This window comes from Pseudomonas sp. PB105, assembly GCF_009764655.1.
Lineage (GTDB): Bacteria > Pseudomonadota > Gammaproteobacteria > Pseudomonadales > Pseudomonadaceae > Aquipseudomonas > Aquipseudomonas cyclaminis.
The window spans coordinates 105,946-129,184 of record NZ_RWIO01000006.1; the positions used below are offsets into that span (position 1 = coordinate 105,946).

The 23,239-nt window shown below is 60.9% G+C and carries 23 protein-coding genes; 5 read left to right on the top strand and 18 right to left on the bottom strand.

Features of this window, described 5'->3' with window-relative positions:
- Positions 1 to 2: 2 nt before the first annotated feature.
- Together EJD88_RS01185 and EJD88_RS01190 are read right to left on the bottom strand one after the other, a co-directional pair.
- Positions 3 to 3,068 carry an efflux RND transporter permease subunit gene (locus tag EJD88_RS01185; protein ID WP_099583377.1) on the bottom strand — a complete coding sequence of 1,022 codons (3,066 nt, stop codon included), beginning with the start codon at positions 3,066 to 3,068 and terminating at the stop codon, positions 3 to 5.
- A gap of 6 nt (positions 3,069 to 3,074) precedes the next feature.
- A complete protein-coding gene (locus EJD88_RS01190; protein WP_158876320.1) occupies positions 3,075 to 4,175 on the bottom strand; it encodes an efflux RND transporter periplasmic adaptor subunit in 1,101 nt (366 codons plus the stop codon).
- Positions 4,176 to 4,268: 93 nt separating this feature from the next.
- On the opposite strand from EJD88_RS01190, the gene EJD88_RS01195 reads away from it, so the two are divergent.
- Positions 4,269 to 4,904: a TetR/AcrR family transcriptional regulator gene (locus tag EJD88_RS01195; RefSeq protein ID WP_099583379.1), complete on the top strand. Its 636-nt coding sequence runs from the start codon at positions 4,269 to 4,271 to the stop codon at positions 4,902 to 4,904.
- A gap of 3 nt (positions 4,905 to 4,907) precedes the next feature.
- On the opposite strand, the gene EJD88_RS01200 is transcribed toward EJD88_RS01195, so the two are convergent.
- Positions 4,908 to 5,690 carry a class I SAM-dependent methyltransferase gene (locus EJD88_RS01200; RefSeq protein ID WP_158876322.1) on the bottom strand — a complete coding sequence of 261 codons (783 nt, stop codon included), beginning with the start codon at positions 5,688 to 5,690 and terminating at the stop codon, positions 4,908 to 4,910.
- A 96-nt stretch (positions 5,691 to 5,786) separates the two neighbouring features.
- On the opposite strand from EJD88_RS01200, the gene EJD88_RS01205 reads away from it, so the two are divergent.
- Entirely contained in the window at positions 5,787 to 6,407 is a 621-nt protein-coding gene (locus EJD88_RS01205) for an energy transducer TonB (RefSeq protein WP_112193837.1), read from the top strand.
- 3 nt (positions 6,408 to 6,410) lie between these two features.
- Here EJD88_RS01205 and EJD88_RS01210 read toward each other — a convergent pair whose 3' ends face one another.
- The 7 genes from EJD88_RS01210 to ppc all read right to left on the bottom strand — a co-directional run bounded on the left by EJD88_RS01210 (position 6,411) and on the right by ppc (position 13,627).
- Entirely contained in the window at positions 6,411 to 7,109 is a 699-nt protein-coding gene (locus tag EJD88_RS01210; protein ID WP_099583382.1) for an extensin family protein, read from the bottom strand.
- Between the two features lie 3 nt (positions 7,110 to 7,112).
- Entirely contained in the window at positions 7,113 to 7,940 is an 828-nt protein-coding gene (locus EJD88_RS01215) for an oxaloacetate decarboxylase (RefSeq protein WP_158876324.1), read from the bottom strand.
- A 27-nt stretch (positions 7,941 to 7,967) separates the two neighbouring features.
- Positions 7,968 to 8,828, bottom strand: a complete 861-nt coding sequence (locus EJD88_RS01220) for a DUF72 domain-containing protein (RefSeq protein WP_158876326.1) — start codon at positions 8,826 to 8,828, stop codon at positions 7,968 to 7,970.
- Positions 8,828 to 9,118: a hypothetical protein gene (locus EJD88_RS01225; protein WP_099583385.1), complete on the bottom strand. Its 291-nt coding sequence runs from the start codon at positions 9,116 to 9,118 to the stop codon at positions 8,828 to 8,830. The genes EJD88_RS01220 and EJD88_RS01225 overlap by 1 nt, the downstream gene beginning before the upstream one ends.
- A gap of 161 nt (positions 9,119 to 9,279) precedes the next feature.
- Entirely contained in the window at positions 9,280 to 9,966 is a 687-nt protein-coding gene (gene tsaB / locus EJD88_RS01230; protein WP_112193832.1) for a tRNA (adenosine(37)-N6)-threonylcarbamoyltransferase complex dimerization subunit type 1 TsaB, read from the bottom strand.
- A 90-nt stretch (positions 9,967 to 10,056) separates the two neighbouring features.
- Complete coding sequence (gene adk, locus EJD88_RS01235; RefSeq protein ID WP_057021888.1) at positions 10,057 to 10,704, bottom strand: adenylate kinase; 648 nt, start codon at positions 10,702 to 10,704, stop codon at positions 10,057 to 10,059.
- A 295-nt stretch (positions 10,705 to 10,999) separates the two neighbouring features.
- Positions 11,000 to 13,627: a phosphoenolpyruvate carboxylase gene (gene ppc / locus EJD88_RS01240; RefSeq protein ID WP_112193830.1), complete on the bottom strand. Its 2,628-nt coding sequence runs from the start codon at positions 13,625 to 13,627 to the stop codon at positions 11,000 to 11,002.
- Positions 13,628 to 13,810: 183 nt separating this feature from the next.
- On the opposite strand from ppc, the gene EJD88_RS01245 reads away from it, so the two are divergent.
- From EJD88_RS01245 to EJD88_RS01255, 3 genes are all read left to right on the top strand, one after another.
- The gene (locus EJD88_RS01245) at positions 13,811 to 14,155 is read left to right on the top strand and encodes a pilin assembly protein (RefSeq protein WP_099583388.1); all 345 of its coding nucleotides are present in this window, start codon (positions 13,811 to 13,813) and stop codon (positions 14,153 to 14,155) included.
- Positions 14,156 to 14,427: 272 nt separating this feature from the next.
- Positions 14,428 to 14,853 carry a DUF4398 domain-containing protein gene (locus EJD88_RS01250; RefSeq protein ID WP_099583389.1) on the top strand — a complete coding sequence of 142 codons (426 nt, stop codon included), beginning with the start codon at positions 14,428 to 14,430 and terminating at the stop codon, positions 14,851 to 14,853.
- 55 nt (positions 14,854 to 14,908) lie between these two features.
- Entirely contained in the window at positions 14,909 to 15,694 is a 786-nt protein-coding gene (locus EJD88_RS01255) for an OmpA family protein (protein WP_099583390.1), read from the top strand.
- A gap of 50 nt (positions 15,695 to 15,744) precedes the next feature.
- Here the strand turns inward: EJD88_RS01255 and EJD88_RS01260 are convergent, their stop codons facing one another.
- The 8 genes from EJD88_RS01260 to prfB form a co-directional block, all read right to left on the bottom strand.
- The gene (locus tag EJD88_RS01260; RefSeq protein WP_256592798.1) at positions 15,745 to 16,047 is read right to left on the bottom strand and encodes a hypothetical protein; all 303 of its coding nucleotides are present in this window, start codon (positions 16,045 to 16,047) and stop codon (positions 15,745 to 15,747) included.
- A gap of 118 nt (positions 16,048 to 16,165) precedes the next feature.
- The gene (locus EJD88_RS01265; RefSeq protein ID WP_003172217.1) at positions 16,166 to 16,492 is read right to left on the bottom strand and encodes a hypothetical protein; all 327 of its coding nucleotides are present in this window, start codon (positions 16,490 to 16,492) and stop codon (positions 16,166 to 16,168) included.
- Positions 16,489 to 17,394, bottom strand: coding sequence for an alpha/beta hydrolase (locus EJD88_RS01270; protein WP_112193827.1), 906 nt, complete (start codon positions 17,392 to 17,394; stop codon positions 16,489 to 16,491). Before EJD88_RS01270 ends, EJD88_RS01265 begins: the two co-directional genes overlap by 4 nt.
- Before the next feature lie 27 nt (positions 17,395 to 17,421).
- On the bottom strand, positions 17,422 to 18,699 hold the full coding sequence (locus tag EJD88_RS01275; protein ID WP_099583392.1) for a flavohemoglobin expression-modulating QEGLA motif protein: 1,278 nt from the start codon (positions 18,697 to 18,699) through the stop codon (positions 17,422 to 17,424).
- Between the two features lie 22 nt (positions 18,700 to 18,721).
- The gene (locus EJD88_RS01280) at positions 18,722 to 19,270 is read right to left on the bottom strand and encodes a hypothetical protein (protein WP_112193825.1); all 549 of its coding nucleotides are present in this window, start codon (positions 19,268 to 19,270) and stop codon (positions 18,722 to 18,724) included.
- A gap of 16 nt (positions 19,271 to 19,286) precedes the next feature.
- Positions 19,287 to 20,003, bottom strand: a complete 717-nt coding sequence (locus tag EJD88_RS01285) for a TetR/AcrR family transcriptional regulator (RefSeq protein WP_099583394.1) — start codon at positions 20,001 to 20,003, stop codon at positions 19,287 to 19,289.
- Positions 20,004 to 20,109: 106 nt separating this feature from the next.
- Positions 20,110 to 21,612 carry a lysine--tRNA ligase gene (gene lysS, locus EJD88_RS01290; RefSeq protein ID WP_099583395.1) on the bottom strand — a complete coding sequence of 501 codons (1,503 nt, stop codon included), beginning with the start codon at positions 21,610 to 21,612 and terminating at the stop codon, positions 20,110 to 20,112.
- 80 nt (positions 21,613 to 21,692) lie between these two features.
- Positions 21,693 to 22,788, bottom strand: a protein-coding gene (prfB, locus tag EJD88_RS01295; RefSeq protein ID WP_095943132.1) for a peptide chain release factor 2 whose coding sequence is annotated in 2 segments (ribosomal slippage) — positions 21,693 to 22,715 and positions 22,717 to 22,788 — 1,095 coding nt in all. Because the reading frame shifts where the segments join, the coding sequence is not laid out codon by codon here.
- Positions 22,789 to 23,239 lie beyond the last annotated feature (451 nt).

The window sequence follows — 23,239 nt, forward strand, 5'->3', positions numbered from 1 at the left end:
GATTACGCGACGTCCTTCCTCACTCGGAACCACGCAGCATACAGGGCCGGCAAGAACAATAGGGTCAACGCCGTCGCCACAATCAACCCACCCATGATCGCCACCGCCATCGGCCCGAAGAACACACTGCGCGACAGCGGGATCATCGCCAGTACAGCCGCGAGTGCCGTCAGCACAATCGGGCGGAAGCGTCGGACGGTGGCTTCGATAATCGCCTGCCACGGCGCCAGGCCGGCCTTGATGTCTTGTTCGATCTGGTCCACCAGGATCACCGAGTTGCGCATGATCATGCCCGACAAGGCAATGGTCCCGAGCATGGCCACGAAACCAAAGGGCTGGCGGAACGCCAGCAGGAACAGCGTGACGCCGATCAAGCCCAGCGGCGCCGTGAGAAACACCATTGCCGTGCGTGAGAAGCTGCGCAGTTGCAGCATCAGCAGGGTCAGCACCACCACAATAAACAGCGGTACACCGGCCTTCACCGAGTTCTGCCCGCGCGCAGAGTCTTCGACGGTGCCGCCTACCTCCAGCAGGTACCCGTCCGGCAACTCGGCGCGTACGTCCGCGAGGGTCGGCAGAATTTGTTGAACCAGGGTCGCCGGTTGGTCCTTGCCGTAGATGTCGGCGCGCACGGTGACTGTCGGCAGGCGGTTACGGTGCCAGATGATGCCTTCCTCGAATCCGTATTCGAGGGTGGCGATCTGGGACAGGGCCACGCTTTTACCGTTGTCGGTCGGCACCGCCAGGCTAGGCAGCAGCGACAGTTCGGTGCGCTCGTGAACGGTGCCGCGCAGGAGGATCTCGATCAATTCGTTGTCCTCCCGGTATTGGCTGACGCTGGAGCCGGTGAGTGAACTCTGCAGGAATTTCGACAGGTTGGCAGTGCTCACGCCAAGGGCGCGTGCGCGATCCTGGTCGATATTGAGGTAGACGATTTTGCTCGGCTCTTCCCAGTCCAGGTGCACGTTGACCACATGTGTATTTTCGCGAACCTTGGCCGCGACTTTACGTGCAAGGGCGCGGACTTCTTCGATGTGCTCGCCGGTCACGCGAAACTGCACCGGATAGCCCACGGGCGGTCCGTTTTCCAGGCGCGTGACGCGCGAACGCAGGTCGGGGAATTGTTCGTTGAGGGTTTCGATCAGCCAGGTGCGCAGGCTTTCACGCTCCTCGATGGTGTTGGCCAGTACCACAAATTGCGCGAAGCTGGCGGCCGGCAGTTGCTGGTCCAGCGGCAGGTAGAAACGCGGCGAACCGGTGCCGACGTAGGCCACGTAGTTCTCGACGCCGGCATGGTCCTTGAGCATGGCTTCCAGGCGTTTGACCTGATCGGCGGTGTTGCTCAGGGAGGCGCCTTCGGCCAGTTTCAGGTCGACCATCAGTTCCAGACGGCCAGAAGCCGGGAAGAACTGCTGCGGCACAAAGCGGAACAACGCCACCGAGCCGATAAACAGCAGCAGCGTCAGCACAATCACCGTTTTGCGTCGACTGACGCACCACTCCACCAAACGTCTTACACGCTGGTAAAACGGCGTTCCGTAGGGATCCGGGCCATCAGCGCCGTGTTTGGCCGCATGAATCTTCGCCAAGTCCGGCAGGAGTTTTTCCCCCAGGTAGGGCACGAACACCACGGCGGCGACCCAGGAGGCCAGCAACGCGATGGTGACCACTTGGAAGATCGAACGGGTGTATTCGCCGGTGCTCGACTGCGCAGTCGCAATCGGCAGGAAGCCAGCCGCCGTGATCAGCGTGCCGGTGAGCATCGGGAAAGCGGTGCTGGTCCAGGCGAAACTTGCGGCCTTGAGCCGGTCGTAGCCCTGCTCCATTTTGATTGCCATCATTTCCACGGCAATGATCGCGTCATCCACCAGCAAACCTAGCGCCAGTACCAGTGCGCCAAGGGAAATCTTGTGCAGACCAATGCCGAGGTAATACATGGTGGCGAAGGTCATCGCCAATACCAACGGAATCGCCAGGGCCACCACCATGCCGGTGCGTACGCCGAGGGAAAAGAAGCTCACCAGCAATACGATCGCCAGCGCCTCGGCCAACACCTGCACGAATTCTCCGACACTGGTTTTCACCGCTGCCGGTTGGTCCGACACCTTGCGCAGCTCCATGCCAGCCGGAAGGTTCTTCTGCAAACGTGCGAATTCGCCTTCGAGCGCCTTGCCCAGTACCAGGATATCGCCGCCGTCGCGCATCGCCACGGCCAGGCCGATTGCATCAGCGCCCATGTAACGCATACGTGGTGCCGGTGGATCGTTGAAGCCTCGGTGGATGTCGGCTACGTCGCCGATTCGAAAGGTTCGGTCGGCGACTCGAATAGGAAAGTCGCGGATCTGCTCCACCGTCTTGAAGTTGCCCGACACGCGCAGTTGCACGCGCTCGCTCGGGGTTTCAAAGAAGCCGGCGGTGGACACCGCGTTCTGCTCCTGCAACGCCTGCTGCACAGCGGCCAGGGGCAATCCCAGGGTGGCGAGTTTGAGATTGGACAGCTCGATCCAGATCTTCTCGTCCTGCAGGCCGAGCAACTCGACCTTGCCCACATCCGCCACCCGTTGCAGCTGAATCTGGATGCGGTCCGCGTAATCCTTGAGTACGGCATAGTCGAAACCGTCGCCGGTCAGGGCGTAGATATTGCCGAAGGTGGTGCCAAATTCATCATTGAAAAACGGGCCCTGGATATCTGGCGGCAAGGTCTGGCGGATGTCGCTGATCTTCTTGCGCACCTGGTACCACAGCTCGGGAATCTGCGCCGAGTGCATGGAGTCGCGGGCGATGAAGGTCACCGTGGACTCACCAGGGCGCGAGAACGAGACAATGCGCTCGTACTCGCCGGTTTCCATCAGCTTCTTTTCGATGCGCTCGGTGACCTGGCGCGAGACTTCCTGGGCGGTAGCGCCCGGCCAGTTGGTCTTGACCACCATGGCTTTGAAAGTGAACGGCGGGTCTTCACTTTGTCCCAGCTTGGTGTAGGACAACGTGCCGACAACGGCCAGCAGGATCATCAGGAACAGTACGATCTGGCGATTACGCAACGCCCATTCGGAAAGATTGAAACCCATCGGGGACTACTCCTTGGCCGCCAGATTCACGACACGGTTGGAGCGATCCACAGGGCGCACTTGCTGGCCCTCGTGGAGCACATGCACGCCCGCGGCGATCACCCAATCGGTGGGCGTCAAGCCTTCCAGCACCGGTACGGTTTTTTCGCCGAAGGCACCGATGCGCACCGGCGTGCGCTTGAGGGTATTGTCCGGCTCCACACGCCAGACGTAGGACGCCCCATTCTCTGCACTGAGGGCAGACAGCGGCACCGACAGCGCAACAACGCCATCGGCCTGAATGAATACGCGGGCACTCTGGCCAAGTTCCGCCGGGACTTTGCCTGCGGTAAACGCCACGCGGGCGGCAAAAGTGCGTGATTTTGGATCGGCCGCCGGGGACAGTTCACGAATGCGTCCGGTAAACCGCTGATCGGGCTGGCTCCACAACTCCACAGCTACCGGCTGGCCGACCTTGAAGCGACCAAAGCCCTGTTCGGGCAGGCTGATGAGCACTTCACGCTCGCCATCGGTGGCCAGTGTGAACACGGTTTGGCCAGCCGACACCACTTGGCCGACTTCCACCGCACGCTTGGCAACGACCCCGTCCTGGGGGGCACGGAGCACGGCGTAACCGGCCTGGTTGCTGGCCACATCGAATTCGGCCTTGATCTGCTTAAGGCGCGCTTCGCCGGATCGGTAGAGGTTTTCGGAATTATCGTACTGGGAACGACTGACCATCTGACGGTCCATCAGGGTCTTGTAACGGTCGCGCTCAGCACGGACCAGGCTCAGATTGGCCTCGGCGGCGGCGACCTGGGCGCGGGTGGCCTCCAATTGCAGGCGTACATCCTGAGGGTCGAGTTCCGCCAACGGTTGGTTGGCTTTGACCCGCTCCCCCTCTTCCACCAGGCGTTTACTGACTTTGCCACCGATGCGAAAGGCCAGGTCCGGCTCGTAGCGAGCCCTTACTTCGCCGGGGTAGCTGTCCATCGACTGGGCCGACGGTTGCGGTTGCACCACCATCGCTGGGCGGACGGTGATCTGGGCCGGTTCTTCATGGCCGCAGGCGGCCAACAGGAAGACCAGACTGACAGGCAACGCAAAGGGCAGGAAAGTGCTGCGCATGCTGAAGGACCTTTCGCAAATGAAGCTAGGAATAATTATACTGGCCAGTATGTTATTAATACCAAACTCACCAGTCCAGTATTAAAGGTGAAAATGTCCGACAATCGCGTTAACACCAATAGCCCCGGGCGTCCCAAGGACATGGCAAAACGCCAGGCAATTCTCCAGGCAGCGAAAACCCTGTTTTTGGGGAATGGTTATGCCAGTACCAGCATGGATGCCGTGGCCCTTGAGGCGGGCGTGTCTAAACTGACCGTCTACAGCCACTTCACCGACAAAGAGACCTTGTTCACCGCCGCCGTGGTGGCGACGTGCGAGGAGCAGTTGCCGGTGATGTACTTCGAGCTGCCTGAGGGCATGCCGGTCGAGACTGTGTTGCTGAATATCGCGCGGGGGTTCCATCGGCTGATCAACAGCGAGGAGTCGGTAAACCTGCACCGCCTGATGATGACCACCGGCAATCAGGACGTGAAACTCTCCCGGATTTTCTTCGACGCCGGACCGATGCGCATGCTCCAGGGCATGGAACGCTTGCTCAGCAAAATCGACCAGAGTGGCGCCCTGAGCATCGATAAACCGTTTACCGCAGCCGAGCACTTCTTCTGCCTGCTCAAGGGCACCGCAAATTTTTGCCTGCTGTATGGCTGCGGCGGGCAACTGAGTGAAACCGCCGCCGAAGCCCATGTGCAGGAGGTGGTGGGGTTGTTTATGCGGGCTTACAGGCCTTGAACATCAGGGCTTGAGCGCTTTTTTGGGATAGATGTCATACCGGCTGGACTTGCCATCCAGCGCATGGCTCGGCTTTGGCCCTTCGATGCACGGCGCCTTGCGCGGGCGCTTGACCACTACACGGTGGCTGGCCAGGGCCAGAGCGGCGGCCAACAAGGCCGGTGCGTCCGGGTCATCGCCTACCAGCGGGCGGAACAGGCGCATTTCCTTCTTCACCAAGGCGGTTTTCTCACGGTGAGGAAACATCGGGTCGAGGTAGATCACCTGCGGCGGCTCGCCTTCCCAGTTGAGCATCACGTCGATGGAGTTGCCCTTGAGCAGCTTCATGCGCGCCACGATCGGCGCCACCTCAAAATCCTCTGCACCGCGCGCCAGGCCATCTTCGAGCAAGGCACCGATCAACGGTTGGCGCTCGATCAGGCTCATCTGGCAACCCAGGCTGGCCAGCACAAACGCGTCCTTGCCCAGACCGGCCGTGGCGTCCAGCACCCGTGGGCGCACGCCTTGGGCAACGCCTACGGCTTTGGCAATCATCTGCCCGCTGCCGCCACCGTAGAGCCGACGATGGGCCGCACCGCCTTCAACAAAGTCCACCCGCACCGGCCCTGGCGCGTCAGGCCCGAGCTGTTGCAGCTGTAGGCCATGCTCGCCAACTTGCAGGGAAAAGTCCGCGTCGGCGAGCTGTAAAGGCAAGCCAAGCAGCGCTGCCCATTGCTCGGCGCGGGCCTTGAAACCTTCGCCCAAGGCCTCGACCTGAATGCGGCTGGCCGCTGGTTGTTCGCTCATCAATCACTACGCTCAAAAATATTAAGGATCGGCAAACAACGGCCGATAAAAATAACAGTCAGGTATTTTGCCAGAGCTGAGCGTCGACCGAGAAAAATGTCAGACATTCTCCCCCTAACCATCGGTGTACTGCCGACCCACAACCACTACGGCCTGCGCAATACTCAAGCGCTGGCCGGGGTGAGTCATGTGTGGCAGGACTTCTTCGCCCGTGCGCTGGCCGAGCAGCTTGGCGATACGCCGGGCGCGCTCGCCGTGCAGGCGCCAGCACCGGTGGACCCAGCGGTAGAACCTCACGAAGGCGCCGACCTGCTGTCGCAGATCCTCACGCAGCGTGAGTGCGACGTGAAAGACACCGAAATCGCTCCGCCTGAGCCACTGTTCCTGCCGATCGCGGAATTCGAAACCGAGTTGCTGCCACCGGCTGCGACGCCGTTCCCGGACGACGAAATCGTCGCCCAGCAACGCCAGCAGAACTTCGAAAGCGGCTGGGTACGCCCCATCGTGCTCACCGCAGGCCAACCACTGCCCGAGCCAAGCCCGGCGCCGCAACCTCGCCCACTGCATTTGCCGATTGCCGAGTTCGAACTGGACCTGCTGCCGCCGCCCGCCACGCCGTACCCGACTGAAGAGCTGGTGGCCCAGCAAAAGGCCCTGGACTTCGACTACTACTGGGCACGCCCATTGATCGCCAACAACCTGCGCCTGGCCGCCTGAGCCTCAGCGACAGACCCACCAGCGCCCCATGTCCAGATGGAAGTGGTTGCGGTGCGCGGCATTGTAGTCCGGGCTCAACACCACGTTGAAATCATCACAGGCGCTATCGCGCACCTGACGCAAAAACCGTGCGCTGTCGCCCTCCCCCGGCCAATCCTTGAGCACGCTGATACTGCGCCCATCCGCCAGCCGAAACCCGGCGATATCCAAAGCATTGGCAGACGCATGCTGACTGAGGCGCCCCTCGGCACGACCATAGATATTGCGACAGGCGAAGCTGCCCAGATGATCGACCCGCGTGACCGCCTGGCCGAACACCGCCTGCGCCGCCGGTTGCAGGCTGTGACGCTCAAACAGCGCGAACGCCACCGCCAACGGGCAACTGGCGAGAAAGCTGCTGCTCAAGGCCACGTCGGCGCCCTGCACGCGCAAGGTATTGCGCAAAGGGCAAGCGGCGTCGGCGGGCGTGTCGGCCTGATGGCTGACGCGCAGGCCGGAGGTTTTCAGCACTTGGTCGCACAACGCCGGATCCTCCTGCAAACGCCCCAGCTTGTAGCGGGTCAACAGGTTAGGGCTGGCGCGCACATCCAGCGGCGCCCAGGGGTTCCATTCAGCGGGCAGCGGTACCCAGCCTCGCCATACGCCCACGCCAATCGCGCCGCCGAGCAGCAGTAACACGGCCAGTACTTTGAAAAAACGCACCGCTTAGTCCTTGAAGAACTGATTGGCTTGGCTGAAGGGCATCGAGCGTTCGGTGAAGGTAAAGGTGCCGAGTTCATAGACTTCCTGGGCCGCCCGGTAGAACTGACCATAGGCCGCCAGCGCCATGGCCGATCCCACACTGATGCGCTTGACCCCCATCGCGCTCAGTTGCGCCACGCTGAGTTTCAGCCCACCGGACATCAACACATTCACCGGTTTTGGCGCCACGGCCTTGACCACCGCCAACACCTCCTCGGCGCTGCGCAGGGCCGGCGCATACAGCACGTCGGCACCTGCTTCGGCGTAGGCTTGCAGGCGGCGAATGGTGTCTGGTAAATCCAGGCGACCATGCAGGAAGTTTTCCGCACGGGCCGTCAAAGTGAAAGGGAATGGCAGACTGCGCGCGGCGGCGACGGCGGCTCGCACACGTTCGACGGAGAGGTCGAAGGCATAGATCGGGTCAGCCGCGATGCCCGTGGCATCTTCGATGGAGCCGCCGACGATGCCGCTCGCAGCCGCGCGCAGAATGGTCCGGGCACAGCCTTCGGGGGTGTCGCTGAAGCCGTTTTCCAGGTCGGCCGCCACCGGCAGTGCGGTGGCCTTGGCGATCATGGCGGCATTGAGCAAGGTGTCTTCCAGGGACAGCGCGCCTTCCGCATCCGGGCGCCCCAGGCTGAACGCATAACCCGCACTGGTGGTGGCGAGGGCTTCAAAGCCGAGGCTGGCGAGCATCACGGCGGAGCCCGCGTCCCAAGGGTTGGGCATCACGAAGGCGCGGTCACGCTCGTGCAAGGCCTTGAAGGTTTCGGCGCGTCGGGTTTGGGCATCCATGACTGACTCCTGGCGGGAAAAGGAGCCCTAGAGTAACCCCAGTTGTTCGGCTTCGGGTTGCCGATCCAGCGTTGGCAGCGCAGGCAGGCCGGGCAGGCGTGCCATCAACTGGTCGTGGAAGCGCAGGGCCAGTTGTGCGGCGAGGCGGTTGTCCGAGGTGTGCAGAAACACATAGGGCGTGCGGCCCTCTTCGATCCAGCCGGCAACTTTTTCCACCCATGGGCCCAGGAACGGGTCGTTGGCCTCAAGCTCCGGATGGCCGATAAAGCGCACCTGGGGAAACTGGGTCAGCGCTGCCGGGCGCGGTGGTACCTTGGGCTTTTTGGATTGGGCATGCAACACCGCTGCCGAGGTGGACGTGCAACTGAACAACGCACGCGGATCGAGGCAGATACGTTCGACGCCCCGATCACGCAACAGGCGGTTGAGCATGCGCTCGGCATCGCCCTTGGCGAAGAACTCCGGATGACGCACTTCAACGGCCAACGGGCGTTCCAGGCCATCAATAAAACCGGCCAGTTCCGCCAGGCGCTGCGGCGAGAAACTCGCCGACAGTTGCAACCACAACGGCGAAACCCGCTCGCCGAGCGGGCTCATCAGCCCGACAAAACTTTCGGCCGCAGGCAATTGCTCACGCAAGTCGCCGCCATGGCTGATATCACCGGGGAATTTGGCGGTGAAGCGAAAATCGTCAGGCATGATTTCAGCCCAGCGCTGCACGGTAGCGACGGAAGGTCGGGCATAAAAAGTAGTGTTGCCTTCAACGGCGTTGAAGACTTGGGAATAGAGGGCCAGATAGTCGCTGGAACGCGCATCGGCGGGATACAGGTACTCGCGCCAGGCGTTTTCACTCCAGGACGGGCAACCGAGGTAGTAAGGCAGGCGCATCAGATGTGGATGTCGAGGCCCAGCACTTCCATATCCCATTCGACAAAGCCGGCGGTGGTCAGGTAGCTGGCCAGGGCGGTGGCAACGCTTTTGCTCATGGAGCGCGGGAAGACCATATCTTGTTGGCGGGCCGGAAGGCCGCTGATGCGTGCCTGGGAGTTGGGCTGTGCATCGGGCTGGACTTCGATGAAGTCCGGTGAGTCTTCGACGGACTCGTCTACCGTGACGTTTGCCTTACGCGGCTTGCGCTTGATTGGGTAGGACTGTGAGGAAAAGCCGTCTATACGCATCGATGCGAACTCGGTATCGGTGATGGCATTTTAGTGGCGCAATACGTAGCGCGCAAATGCTCTGGTGATAACTAGAACACATAATTTGAAAAAGGTTTAAAAGCAGGGGCAAATTCTGACGATTGGCGCCGGATTGCATCAAATTGCCACCACTTTTGATGTCACGCGATCCCGCGTTCTGCTTTGGTTTGTGCCACTTTATCGCGCAGATAAACCGGTGCAGCCAGATCGGCAGCAATTGCCTCACCGCGCTCGAAAGCAAAACGCGCAAGGCTCAACAAGTCTTCGGCGTGAGGCAACATGGCGGCGTCCTGGCCAACCAACCGAACGCCGATACGCTCGCCATAACCCCAGCCAGTGCCGGCACCGAACCAATCGCCGCTGGCATCGTCCGGCAAGACCGACGACTCCGGTGGCTGCACAGCCTCAACACCCACCAGGCGCATTTCGCCAGCCGTTTCGCGGTAGCAGCCCCAGTACACCTCATCCATCCGCGCATCAATGGCCGCTGCCACCTGCGAAGCACCGTGCTCACGCCATGCGCGCTGAGCCAGGACGGCAAGGTTGGACACCGGCAGGACCGGGCGATCCAGCGCAAATGCCAGGCCTTGCACAACGCCAATGGCGATCCGCACACCAGTAAATGCACCCGGACCGCGGCCAAAGGCGATGGCATCGACGGCGGCCAGGGTGGTGCCCGCCTCGTCCAGCAGTTGCTTGATCATCGGTAACAGCTTCTGCGCGTGCAGGCGCGGGATCACCTCGTAGTGGCTCGTAACGGTGCCATTGTGCAGCAAGGCAACGGAGCAAGCTTCAGTCGCGGTGTCCAGGGCCAGCAGGGTGCTCATCGGTGTGGGTGTCCAAGTCGAAAAAAAGTGCGCCAGTATAAACAACAACGGCCCGCAAGCGGGCCGTTGTGTCGCAAGCCGATCGAAGGATCAGCTCAGTGCTTGCAGCACCTTGGCAGTGATGGCTTCTACCGAGCCAACGCCAGGGATGTGGCTGTACTTCGGCTTGCCCTGGGCAGCGGACAGCTTCTGGTAGAAGTCCACCAGCGGCTTGGTCTGCGAGTGGTAGACCGACAGGCGATGACGCACGGTTTCTTCAGTGTCGTCTTTACGCTGCACCAGGTCTTCACCGGTGACATCGTCCTTGCCTTCAACCTTCGGCGGGTTGTAGACGACGTGGTACACGCGGCCCGAGCCTTCGTGAACGCGACGACCGGCGATACGCTGGACGATTTCTTCGTCTTCAACGGCGATTTCGACCACTGCGTCCAGCTCAACGCCGGCCTTCACCAGGGCTTCAGCCTGGGGAATGGTGCGTGGGAAGCCGTCGAACAGAAAACCGTTCTTGCAGTCGTCCTGGCTGATGCGTTCCTTCACCAGGTTGATGATCAGGTCATCGGAAACCAGGCCGCCGCTGTCCATCACGCTCTTGGCGATCAGGCCCAGCTCGGTGCCGGCCTTGACGGCCGCACGCAGCATGTCGCCGGTGGAGATTTGTGGAATGCCGAATTTTTCAGTGATGAACTTTGCCTGAGTACCTTTACCGGCCCCGGGAGCTCCCAGCAGAATGACGCGCATTGATGTGCTCCTCAATTTTTATATAGAGATGACGCTCGGATTCACCGCGTTGGGGCAAATCTCGTAGAAGTGTGGCTCGTAGCAATAGGATTCGGGCCGCCCAAACGGCCAAAGGCTGATCAAGATACACAGCAGGCCTTAACCACACAAGCCGCCAAAAGTCGCAGGAACCGCGCCCGGCATGCGTCATAGGTAGGGTGTGCCTGAGTGCAACCCGGCCCTGTAAACGCCGACCGCCCGGTTCCGGGCGGTCGTCGTGGTTTATCTGCAAGCCGTTGAGAACACGCAAAAAACCTCAGCCGGTATTACGTAAACCGGCGGCAATACCGGCCACGGACACCAGCAGCGCTTGTTCCAGAGGGCTGTCCTGCGCCGCTTCCTGCTGGCGCGAGCGTGCCAGCAACTCAGCCTGCAACAGGTGCAAGGGGTCGAGGTAGGTGTTGCGCAGGCGGATGAACTCCAGGGTGTCAGGGCTATGGGCCAGCAGTTGCGACTGGCCAGTCAGGCCAAGCACCACGCCACAGGCCTGCGACAATAGGTCGCGCAAGTGCACACCCAATGGCAACAGATCCGGCTGGACCAGGCGCTCGTCATACAGGCGCGCGATATCGGCATCTGCCTTGGCCAGCACCATTTCCAGCATATCAATGCGGGTACGGAAGAACGGCCATTGCTCACGCATCTGTCCCAGCAGTTCGCCCTCGCCGCGCTCCAGGGCCTTGCTCAACGCGGCTTCCCAGCCCAACCACGCCGGCAGCATCAGGCGGGTCTGGGTCCAGCCGAAGATCCAGGGGATGGCGCGCAGGCTTTCTATACCACCGGCGCGGCGCTTGGCCGGACGACTGCCCAGCGGTAAACGGCCAAGCTCCTGCTCGGGGGTGGATTGGCGAAAATACTCGACGAATTGCGGATTTTCCCGCACCACGGCACGGTAAGCACTGACACCATCGGCAGCCAATTCGTCCATCAAGTGGCGCCAGGCCGGCTCGGGTGGAGGCGGTGGCAGCAGCGTCGCTTCCAACACGGCGGCCAGGTACAGGTTGAGGTTCTGCTCGGCAATGTCCGGCAGGCCGAACTTGAAGCGGATCATCTCGCCCTGTTCAGTGGTACGGAAACGCCCAGCCACCGAACCCGGCGGCTGCGACAGGATCGCCGCGTGGGCCGGGCCGCCGCCACGGCCGACGGTGCCACCGCGACCATGGAACAACAGCAATTCCACCTGCTGCTCACGGCAGATATCGACCAACCGTTCCTGGGCGCGGTATTGCGCCCAGGCGGCTGCGGTGGTGCCGGCGTCCTTGGCCGAGTCGGAGTAGCCGATCATCACTTCCTGCGGGCCCTGCAAGCGCGCACGGTAGCCCGGCAGCAGCAACAGTTGCTCGATCACCGGGCCGGCGTTGTCCAGGTCGGCCAGGGTTTCGAACAGCGGCACCACGCGCATCGGCCGCTGAACGCCCGACTCTTTAAGCAACAATTGCACGGCGAGCACGTCCGACGCAGCTCCGGCCATGGATATGACATACGAGCCCAGCGATGCAGCGGGCGCGGCGGCCACTTCCTTACAGGTGTTGAGCACTTCGGCCGTGTCCGCCGATGGTTTGAAATAGCTCGGCAGCAGCGGTCGACGGTTGGCCAGTTCCTTCATCAGAAAGCTGATGCGTGCGTCTTCGTCCCACTCTTCGTAACGGCCCAGGCCCAGGTAATCGGTGATTTCGGTCATGGCCGCCGAATGGCGACTGGAGTCCTGGCGCACATCCAGCCGCACCAGGAACAGGCCAAAGGTGACGGCCCGGCGCAGGCAATCGAGCAGCGGGCCGTCGGCGATCACGCCCATGCCGCACTCATGCAGCGACTGATAGCACAGTTCCAGCGGCTCCAGCAGATCGCGGTTGTTCTGCAACACCTCGGCCGGTGCCGGCGTGTTGCTGCTCAACGCGGTGTGCGCCCACTGGCGTGTGGCGCGCAGGCGTTCGCGCAGTTGCTTGAGCACGGCGCGGTAGGGTTCGACACTGTCGCCCACTTTGGCCTGCAATGCCGGGCTGGCGCGTTGCATCGACAGCTCGGAGGCCAAATGATCGATATCGCGCAAATACAGATCGGCGGCCATCCAGCGCGCGAGCAATAGCACTTCGCGGGTGACCGGCGCAGTGACGTTCGGGTTGCCGTCGCGGTCGCCGCCCATCCAGGAGGCAAACCGAATCGGCGCGGCTTCCAGCGGCAGGCGCAGGCCCGTGGCAGCGTGCAAGGCCTGATCAGCCTTGCGCAAGTAATTGGGGATGGCGTGCCACAGCGAATGCTCAATCACCGCAAAGCCCCACTTGGCTTCATCCACCGGCGTGGGTCGGGTGCGGCGGATTTCTTCGGTGTGCCAGGCTTCGGCAATCAATCGTTGCAAGCGTTGGCGGATCTGCTCGCGCTCGGCGGTAGTGAGGTCGCGGTGATCCTGCAGCGCCAGTTGCGCGGCGATGGCATCGTATTTCTGGATCAGGGTGCGGCGCGCCACTTCGGTGGGGTGGGCCGTGAGGACCAGGTCAATCTCCAGGCGCCCCAGTTGGCGGGCCAGGGATTCGTTGCTGTGACCTTCGCTTTGCAGGCGGGCCAGCAACTCCGGTAGTACGCGCGATTCGAAAGGCGCCGGCTGCGACTCATCGCGCCGGTGAATCAATTGGTACTGCTCGGCGATATTGGCCAGGTTGAGGAACTGGTTGAAGGCCCGGGCTACGGGCAGCAGTTCGTCTTCCTGCAATTGGTTGAGGCTGGTACTCAGCTCATCGCCAGCGCCGCGACGATCGGCCTTGGCGCCTTTGCGGATCTGCTCGATCTTGTCGAGGAAATCATCGCCGTACTGCTCTCGAATCGTGTTGCCCAGCAGTTCACCCAGCAGGTGAACATCCTCACGCAAGCGTGCATCGATATCACTCATCAGCCAATCTCCAGCCAGAAATCCGGGACGCGCAGGCCTGCCAGAGTGCCGTCAGCATCGTTTTATGACAAGACTTTAAACCTTGCCGCTTGCAGCTAGTCTCAACTGTGAGCCGCCGCGTTATCCATGCGCGCGACTGGTCACTCATCACCGCCTGCCATCCCAGGCTTTATTGAGGTTGCCATGAAAATTCGAGAACTGGCCCAGCATTGGGAAGAGAACGCCAAGGGTCGCTTGACCAAGACCGAGTACGCCATCCATCTGGATGTCGAGGCCGCCGCTCGGTTGGCGGCCATCGCCGAGATGTACCCCAAGCGCAATACCGAAGAACTGCTCGGCGAGCTGATCGGCGCCGCCCTTGAGGAGCTGGAAGCCAGCTTTCCCTACATCAAGGGGCAGCACGTCATCGCCACTGATGAAGAGGGCGACCCGCTGTATGAAGACGTCGGCCCGACGCCACGTTTTCTCACGCTGTCTCGGCGCCATCTGCATGACTTGTCGGCCAGTGCCGACGAACCCAAGCACTGAAACCCCCTTGCTAACCCTTGTACACCGGGCCTCCCTAAGGCCCGGTGTACTTCTGCGTGCAGCAAAAGTTCCAATTTTTTACGCTGACCATTCAGTCAGTTATTTTTTTAGGCAAATCGCCATCTTCTCTGAACTATTCAAAAAAGCCGCCGGTCACAGCCAGTAAGCCATCACTTGGAACAGCCGTTTGAATAGGTGCCCCGCGCTTAACCGCAGAGCCCGCCACAGCTGACCACCTACGATGGATGTTGAAGTTTTTCAGGAGTTATCCAATGGAGTTGAAGACGATGAAGACCAGCACTGCCAAATCCTCGTTTAACCACCTGCGCGGGCTTAAATTGGCCGCGCTGGCAATCGGCACCAGCTTCGTTCTGGCTGGCTGCGCCGGCAACCCTCCGACTGAACAGTACGCCGTTACACAATCTGCGGTGAACAGCGCTGTCAGCGCCGGCGGCACCGAGTACGCGGCCGTAGAAATGAAGTCGGCCCAGGACAAGCTCAAGCAAGCCGAAATCGCGATGCACGACAAAAACTACGACGAAGCCCGTCGCCTGTCTGAACAAGCTGAATGGGACGCTCGCGTTGCAGAGCGTAAAGCTCAGGCCGCCAAGGCTGACCAGGCTGTGAAGGATTCTCAGAAGGCTGTTGACGAGCTGCGTAAGGAAGGCATGCGCCCGGCTGCTATCCAGCAGAAATAAGCCGCCGCCCCTGACTGCATCGCACCTGATATCGAATTGAAAGGACGACACGACTATGCGTAAACAATTGATGATCCCTGCCCTGCTGGCGATGAGCGTTGCCCTGGCAGCTTGCTCCACCCCGCCGAACGCAAACCTGGAAAACGCTCGGACCAATTTCTCGGCCCTGCAGGCCAACCCTAACGCCACCAAAGTAGCGGCCCTGGAAACCAAGGACGCGCAAGATTGGCTGGACAAGGCTGACAAGGCCTACCGTGACAAGGAAGACGAGAAGAAGGTCGACCAGTTGGCTTACCTGACCAACCAGCGCGTTGAGGTGGCCAAGGACACCATCGTGCTGCGCGAATCCGAAGCCAAGCTGAAAAATGCCGGCGACGAACGTGCCCGCGCCCTGCTGGACGCCCGTGATGCACAGATCAAGCAACTGCAAGACAGCCTGAACGCCAAGCAGACTGATCGCGGCACCTTGGTGACCTTCGGTGATGTGCTGTTTGCGACCAACAAGGCCGACCTGAAATCCAGCGGTCTGGTCAACATCAACAAGCTGGCGCAGTTCCTCCAGGAAAACCCGGATCGCCAGGTGATCGTCGAGGGTTACACCGACAGCACCGGCGCCGATGCCTACAACCAGAGCCTGTCGGAGCGTCGTGCTGCTTCGGTACAGGTTGCACTGATCAAGATGGGTGTTGATCCACGCCGCATCGTGACCACCGGTTACGGCAAGGAATACCCGGTTGCCGATAACGGCAGCGTGTCGGGCCGTGCCATGAACCGCCGCGTTGAAGTGACCATCTCCAACGACAACCAGCCGGTCAAACCACGTTCGTCGATGGCGAACTGATTAACCGATGCTGAAAAAAAACCCACCTGACGGTGGGTTTTTTGTGCCTGTCAGACCTGGACCTGACGACCGTTATCACTGTCCGGCATCATCGCCTCCATCCCTTGGCGCCCACTCATCATCTTCCTGATCTGATCAGGGTCAGGCTGACCACCCGAACCACCAGATGAACCTGATCCGCCACCGCCCTGAGCGCCACCGGCGCCGCCGGAGAGCATTTCGAGCAGCTTCTTGAGCAGCTCCGGGTCTACTTTATCGTTTTGATGACCAGCGCCTTCAGCACCATCTCGCCCCAGGCTTTCCTGGCCCCTTGCCATTCCCAACATCTTGCCTATAGCACTAATGCCACTCACGTTTACACTCCAGAGTCCATATTCATAAGTTATTTGCCAGTCGTACTGACAGGCTAGTCAGTGGCACCTTACGAAAAACGGTTCCAGATATGTCCGGCTATTTGGAATGACGAACCTGCTACTGCTGCAGTTGCGGCGTTTCCTGCCCCATGCAGCGCACGGCCTGTTTCTTGTTATTCACCAGCACGCCGCTCAAGCCTTTTTGCTCGGTATCGAACATCACCAGCACGCCATCGACGCACTGCGCCACCTGGGCCGCCGGGGTCAGCGAGATTTTGTAGTCCTCGCCGGGTACGGTCTTGAGCATGGTGAAGTCACTGAGCAGTAACGCATCTTCCGGTTTGGCGAAGTGCAGGTAGCCGTAGTACCACAGGCAGCCGACGGTGCCGATGATGGTGCCGATACCGGTGAGAATCAGCGGGATCATGTTGCGTTCTTCGCTCATTGCGGGCTCTCTGATGAGTCAACTTTAGGAATGGGGTAGTTCGCAATTTCGCCCAGGCGGCGCAGGCCGTTGAAGTGCTGCGGGTCGTCCAGGTAGCGCAGCATCACGGTTTGCCAGGTCTTGTCGGCAAAGGTCTGCACATGGCCGCCCCGGGTCAACTGCAACACCCTCGGCGCTGGCGCGGCCTGGTACAGGCGGATGCCATTGGACAGCGGCACGATCGGGTCATCCAGGCTGTGGAACAGTAGTTTGGGTACGCCGGTCAGTTGCGGCATGGCGTTGATTGCGCTGTCGGCGTCGGGCACCAGCCAGGACAAAGGCACCTGGAACGGCCATGTTAGCCAAGAGGTGCTGAGGGCGAATTGTCCTACGTCACGATAACTGGCGGGCACGCCATCCAGTACCAGCGCTTTGAGCCTGGCCTGACGCTCAGGATGCGCCGCCAGATAGTGCACCGCCAGCGCACCGCCCAGGCTCTGACCGAGGACAATCAGCGGCTGGCCTTGGGTTTCCGGGGCCGTGTCGATCCAACGGAACGCCGCATCCACATCCTCATAGATCGCCGGCAACGACGGTTTGCCTTCGGACAAACCATATCCGCGATAGTCCACCAGCAGCACTTGATAGCCCTGCTCCGGCAACCACCAACTGCCGCCGAGGTGCCAGGCCAGATTGCCGCCATTGCCGTGCAGGTGCAGCACCGTGCCTTTGACAGGCACGCCAACCTTGGCCGGCAGCCACCACGCGTGCAGCTTCACGCCATCAGCGGTGGTGAGGGTGACGTCGCGGTACGCCAGACGGGCCTTTTCCGGGGTAAAGGGCAGGCCGGGCTCGGGGTAGAACAGCAGCGAGCTGCAGCCGTTCAAGGTGAGTAGCAGGCACAGAATGCCGAGGATTCTCATCCGATGAAGCCTCGTGAATAAACGTGTTTAAAGGATATTGGAGTAATCCGCTTCGATCCGATCCAGGCTCAGATGGTTGAGGAAGTTGGAGAAGCACATCCACGCGGCCAGCGCGTTCATGTCGCGGAACTGCTCCGGCAGGTACTTGGGTGGCACCACCAGTCCTTCATCCACCAGTTGGCGCAGGGTCCGCATGTCTTCCAGGGTGGTCTTGCCGCAGAACAGCAGCGGCACTTGCTCCAGCTTGCCTTTGCGCACGGCCAGCTGGATGTAGTTGTAGACCATGATAAAGCCCTTGAGGTAGGACAAATCCTTGGTAAACGGCAGGCCATTGGGCACCGAGCCACGGAATACACGGCTGGCGTTGCCATAGCTTTCGGCCATTTCAAAGCCTTGCTCGCGGAAGAACTCGAACACCTGCAGGAAGTCGGCGCCCTCTTCCACCATGTGGATGGCGCGGGTGCGGTTGGTCAGTTTGCGCAGGCGACTGGGGTATGAGGCAAACGTGATGATCTCCATCAGAATGGCCAGGCCTTCCTGGGTCACAGTGGACGACGGCGGGCCCTTGGACAGGAAGGTGCAGATCGGCTGGTTCTGGCCGTTGAGGGTGGTGCCGACGTGCACCAGGCCTTCATGCACTTCCAGGGCGCGTACGTCGCGATTGTTGAACATTGCATCGGCGCGGATCTTGATGTAGTCGGCCCCCGCCGCCGCGTCGGCGACGATGCCGTCGGACTCGAACACGCGGATGGTCTCTTCCGCCTCGCCGAACACCTTGTTCAAGCGGGTTTGCAGCAGGGCGACGGCGTCCTTGGCGGTGAGGGTCTTGGCTTCGTCCTTGAGGTCGCCACGGCCATCGATATTGTTCAGGTAGTCAGAGAGCATCAGCCCCAGGTCGGCCAGAGTCGGGTCGCCAGCATGAAACGCATCGGAGGCAGCGCCGTACAATTCCTGGGAAATCAGGCCGAAGTCCTCGGTGCCGCGTGCTTCGAGCATACGCACCACCATGCGGTACTCACGGCACATGCGACGCATGATCTGCCCCACCGGGCTGAACTGGCCGAGCCGCCGGGTGATATCACGCTCAATGTTCTGGAATTCCAGCTTCACTGCGCTGGAATCGAACGACAGCGGTCGGTTCAGGTAATAGTCGCGGTCCACGGCAGGCATTGCCTTGCCCTTGGCCTTGAGGAATCCCTGGCGAATGTTGTCGTCCCACTTCACGGCGTCGAGGACGCGAATCGGTGTTTGCGCCAGCACAATGCGATCGGACAAGGTGCGTATCGTCTGCTGGTAATCGTCCACCGGGTGCTTCCTTCTTTAAACGTTATTTGCCCGCACGCCGGTAGCGCACGGCTTCAACGAACACATCGGCATTGGCCGGGTTGTCCAGGTAGGCAAACACCTGGTCCATGGGGCTATCCACCAACACGCCGTCGCCTTCGACGGTTTCTACCGTATGACCACGCAACGCCTGTTGGCCGATGGCCTGGTGGATCTGGTCCAGATCCAGGTTGTAGACCACCAATTCGTGCTTTTCGTCGAATTCGAAGCCGGCCAGGATAAAATTCCCACCGAGCTCTGTAGGCAACGGCGCCGACAGGTACCAGCGGTTGCCATGGCGCGACACGCTGAACAGGTACTCGTCGCGCTGCTCCGGCGTGGCCTTAGGGTAGCTCACGGCTTTGTAACGGTGCTCACCGGCCCGCGTGATGTGCAGGTTGAGCGGCTCGCCCCAGGCATTTTTGCTGGACCATTGGCCCAGCAACTCATCCGGCGCCGCTTCACGGGTTGCCAGCGGCTCCTTGAAGGTCACCAGGCAACCACTGAGGAGCAGGAACGACAAGGCGATTACTGCGCTGCGCCAGGTTTTCATCAGACACCCTCCGGTGTCAGACCGAGGCCAACACCAAATGCATGTAACGCTTGAGGATCTCAAGCATCTCTTCACCGGTCAGAGGCTCTGCGCCGCCCAACAGGCCCTGATATTCCATCCGACTGATAATCGCCGTCAACACCTTGGCGTCCTGCTGCGGTTCGCGGGAGCCCAGAACCTGGAAAAACTGCCCGGTGCCCTGCAACAAAATCTGCTGGTGGGAGCGCACCAGTTCGGCCAGGCGCGGGTTCAGCAGCGCCTCCTGGCGGAACGCCTGTTCCGCCATCAGGTATTCGCGGCGGTTGATCAGTTGGCGCTGCACATAATCGGCGGTCAGGCGCGCGATGTCATCGGCCAGCTGTGAGCGCGACTCCGGGCTGCCATCCCCGTAGGCGACCATCTCGCGCAACAGGCCTTCGTTACGCACCCACAGCTTGCCCATGAAGGCGGCGCTGCGTTCGACGTACTGGGCGAAGGTATCGGTGAGCAGGTCATCGATGTCTTTGAAATAGTAGGTGGTGGCCGACAGCGGCACACCCGCCTCCGCCGCCACCGCCCGATGGCGCACGGCACGCACGCCTTCGCGCACCACGATGCGCATGGCCGCATCGAGAATGTCTTGCCTGCGTTGCTCGCTGCCCCGACGACTGGCCTTACGGCCCTGGTACTGGACGCTTTCAGCCACGGCAGCAGCAATGCCGGCGGCGCCTTCTTGTGCGATTACGCGGTTCACGACTCACATCCTTGAATAGATCAAACCCTGGCGCTGTTTGCTTGACGCTTAAAAACGCCACATAAAAAAGCCGCCTTATAAAAGGCGGCTTCGGATTTCGCTACGTTTACACTTCTGGCCGCATATGCGGGAACAGGATCACGTCGCGGATCGACGGCGAGTTGGTCAACAACATCACCAGACGGTCGATGCCGATGCCTTCGCCGGCGGTTGGCGGCATGCCGTATTCCAGGGCGCGCACGAAGTCGGCGTCGTAGTGCATGGCTTCGTCGTCGCCAGCGTCCTTGTCGGCCACCTGGGCCATGAAACGCTCGGCCTGGTCTTGCGCGTCGTTAAGCTCGGAGTAGGCGTTGGCGATTTCGCGGCCGCCGATGAACAGCTCGAAACGGTCGGTGACGTTCGGGTTGTCGTCGTTGCGACGGGCCAGCGGCGACACTTCGAACGGGTATTGGGTAATGAAGTGTGGCTGTTCCAGCTTGTGCTCGACCAGTTCCTCGAAAATCATCACCTGCAATTTGCCCAGGCCTTCAAAACCCAGCACCTTGGCGCCGGCTTTCTTGGCAATGGCACGGGCCTTGTCGATGTCGTTGAGGTCGTCGGCGGTCAGCTCAGGGTTGTACTTGAGGATCGAGTCGAACACCGACAGGCGCACAAACGGCTCGCCGAAGTGGAAGACCTTGTCGCCGTACGGCACGTCGGTGCTGCCCAGGACCAACTGTGCCAGTTCGCGGAACAGTTCTTCGGTCAGGTCCATGTTGTCTTCGTAGTCGGCGTAAGCCTGGTAGAACTCCAACATGGTGAATTCTGGGTTGTGACGGGTCGAGACGCCTTCGTTACGGAAGTTGCGGTTGATCTCGAACACCTTTTCAAAACCGCCGACGACCAGCCGCTTGAGGTACAGCTCAGGCGCAATGCGCAGGAACATTTCCAGGTCCAGCGCGTTGTGGTGGGTTTCGAACGGCTTGGCTGCGGCACCACCGGGGATGGTCTGCAGCATCGGCGTTTCCACTTCCAGGAAGTCGCGCTGCATCAGGAAGCTGCGGATGTGCGCGATGACTTGGGAACGTACACGGAAGGTCTGGCGCACCTCTTCGTTGACGATCAGGTCAACGTAGCGCTGGCGGTAGCGCTGCTCGGTGTCGGTCAGGCCGTGGTGCTTGTCCGGCAGTGGGCGCAGGGACTTGGTCAGCAGGCGCACGCTGGTCATCTCGACGTACAGGTCGCCCTTGCCGGAACGGGCCAGGGTGCCTTCGGCGGCGATGATATCGCCCATGTCCCAGGTTTTCACCGAGGCCAGGGTTTCTTCAGGCAGCGTCTTGCGGTTGACGTAAACCTGGATGCGCCCGGTCATGTCCTGGATCACCATGAACGAGCCACGGTTGAGCATGATGCGACCTGCCACCTTGACCGGGATCGCAGCCTCTGCCAGCTCTTCCTTGGTCTTGTCCGCGTACTGTTTCTGCAAGGCATCGCAGTAATTGTCGCGGCGGAAGTCGTTGGGGAAGGCATTGCCCTTGGCGCGCTCGGCAGCAAGCTTTTCCTTGCGCAGGGCGATCAGGGAGTTTTCTTCCTGTAGCAGGGCTTGCGGGTCGAGTTGTTGGTCGCTCATGTCTTTTGAAATTCCATCACAGGTTCGTTGCCCTCAGCCTACGGCTGAGGATCGCGGGCAAGCCCGCTCCTACAGGTTCTTTAGAGGCCGGACTTCAGGCTGGCTTCCAGGTATTCGTCGATATCACCGTCGAGCACCTTGTCGCAGTCGCTGCGTTCGATGTTGGTGCGCAGATCCTTGATCCGCGACGCATCGAGCACGTACGAACGGATCTGGTGACCCCAGCCGATATCCGACTTGGTGTCTTCCAGCGCCTGGGAAGCGGCGTTGCGCTTCTGCATTTCCTGCTCGTACAACTTGGCCCGCAGCATTTTCATGGCGGTGTCCTTGTTCGCGTGCTGGGAACGTTCGTTCTGGCAGCTGACCACAGTGTTGGTCGGTACGTGGGTAATACGTACGGCCGAGTCGGTGGTGTTTACGTGCTGGCCACCGGCACCGGATGAACGGTAGGTGTCGATGCGCAGGTCGGCCGGGTTGATCTCGATTTCCACTTTGTCGTCGATCTCTGGCGAGACGAACACCGCCGAGAACGAGGTGTGGCGACGGTTGCCGGAGTCGAACGGGCTCTTGCGCACCAGGCGGTGCACGCCGATTTCGGTACGCAACCAGCCAAAGGCGTATTCACCCTTGATGTGCACGGTCGCGCCCTTGATACCCGCCACTTCACCGGCCGACAGTTCCATGATGGTCGCGTCGAAACCGCGCTTGTCGGCCCAGCGCAGGTACATGCGCAGCAGGATGTTGGCCCAGTCCTGGGCTTCGGTGCCGCCGGAACCGGCCTGGATGTCCAGGTAAGCGTTGTTCGGGTCCATTTCATGGCTGAACATGCGGCGGAATTCGAGTTTGGCGAGGTTTTCCTCTAGACGGGCCAGTTCGGCGACGACATCGCCCACTGCGCCTTCGTCGTTTTCTTCGACGGCCATGTCCAGCAGGTCACGGCAATCGGCCAGACCGGTGTTCAGTTCGTCGAGGGTGTCGACGATCTGCGCCAGCGCGGCGCGCTCGCGGCCCAGTTCCTGGGCGTATTCGGGTTTGTTCCAGACAGCCGGATCTTCAAGCTCGCGATTGACTTCGGTCAGACGCTCATGCTTTTGATCGTAGTCAAAGATACCCCCGAATAGTTTCGGAGCGCTCGGACAGGTCCTTGATGGTGTTCAGGATCGGGTTGATTTCCATAGCGGGCAGCACTCGTTGGCGAACTTTTGAAAGCCGGCGAGTATAACGGCAAACGGGAGGGAGCGGCAGCCCGCTGGGCGAAAAGGGGGGGGGATTGGATTATGTTGGGGGCATATCCGTTGCTGCGGTAACGGCTGCCTATGGTTCCGCCCTTACGGCGGGTCACTTTCGAAAAGCGCGAAAGTAACCAGAGTGGTTAGATCAAAAGCGGGTTGCTCTGCTCTGTTTTTGATCTGGCCCTTACATCCTTGTCGCTGACGAAGTCAGCGCTCTTTTGATCTGCGCTTTTGATCTTGATCTTGATCTTAGGCGCCCCGTTAAACACGCTGGCCGAACGCAGGCTTGAATCCGTGGGTAACCCGGCAGGACGCCGGGTTAGCCGCGCTGGGCCAAGGATGGCCCATCGCGGCGGCCCACGGATTCAAGCCTTCGTTCGGGCACACCGAGCCTA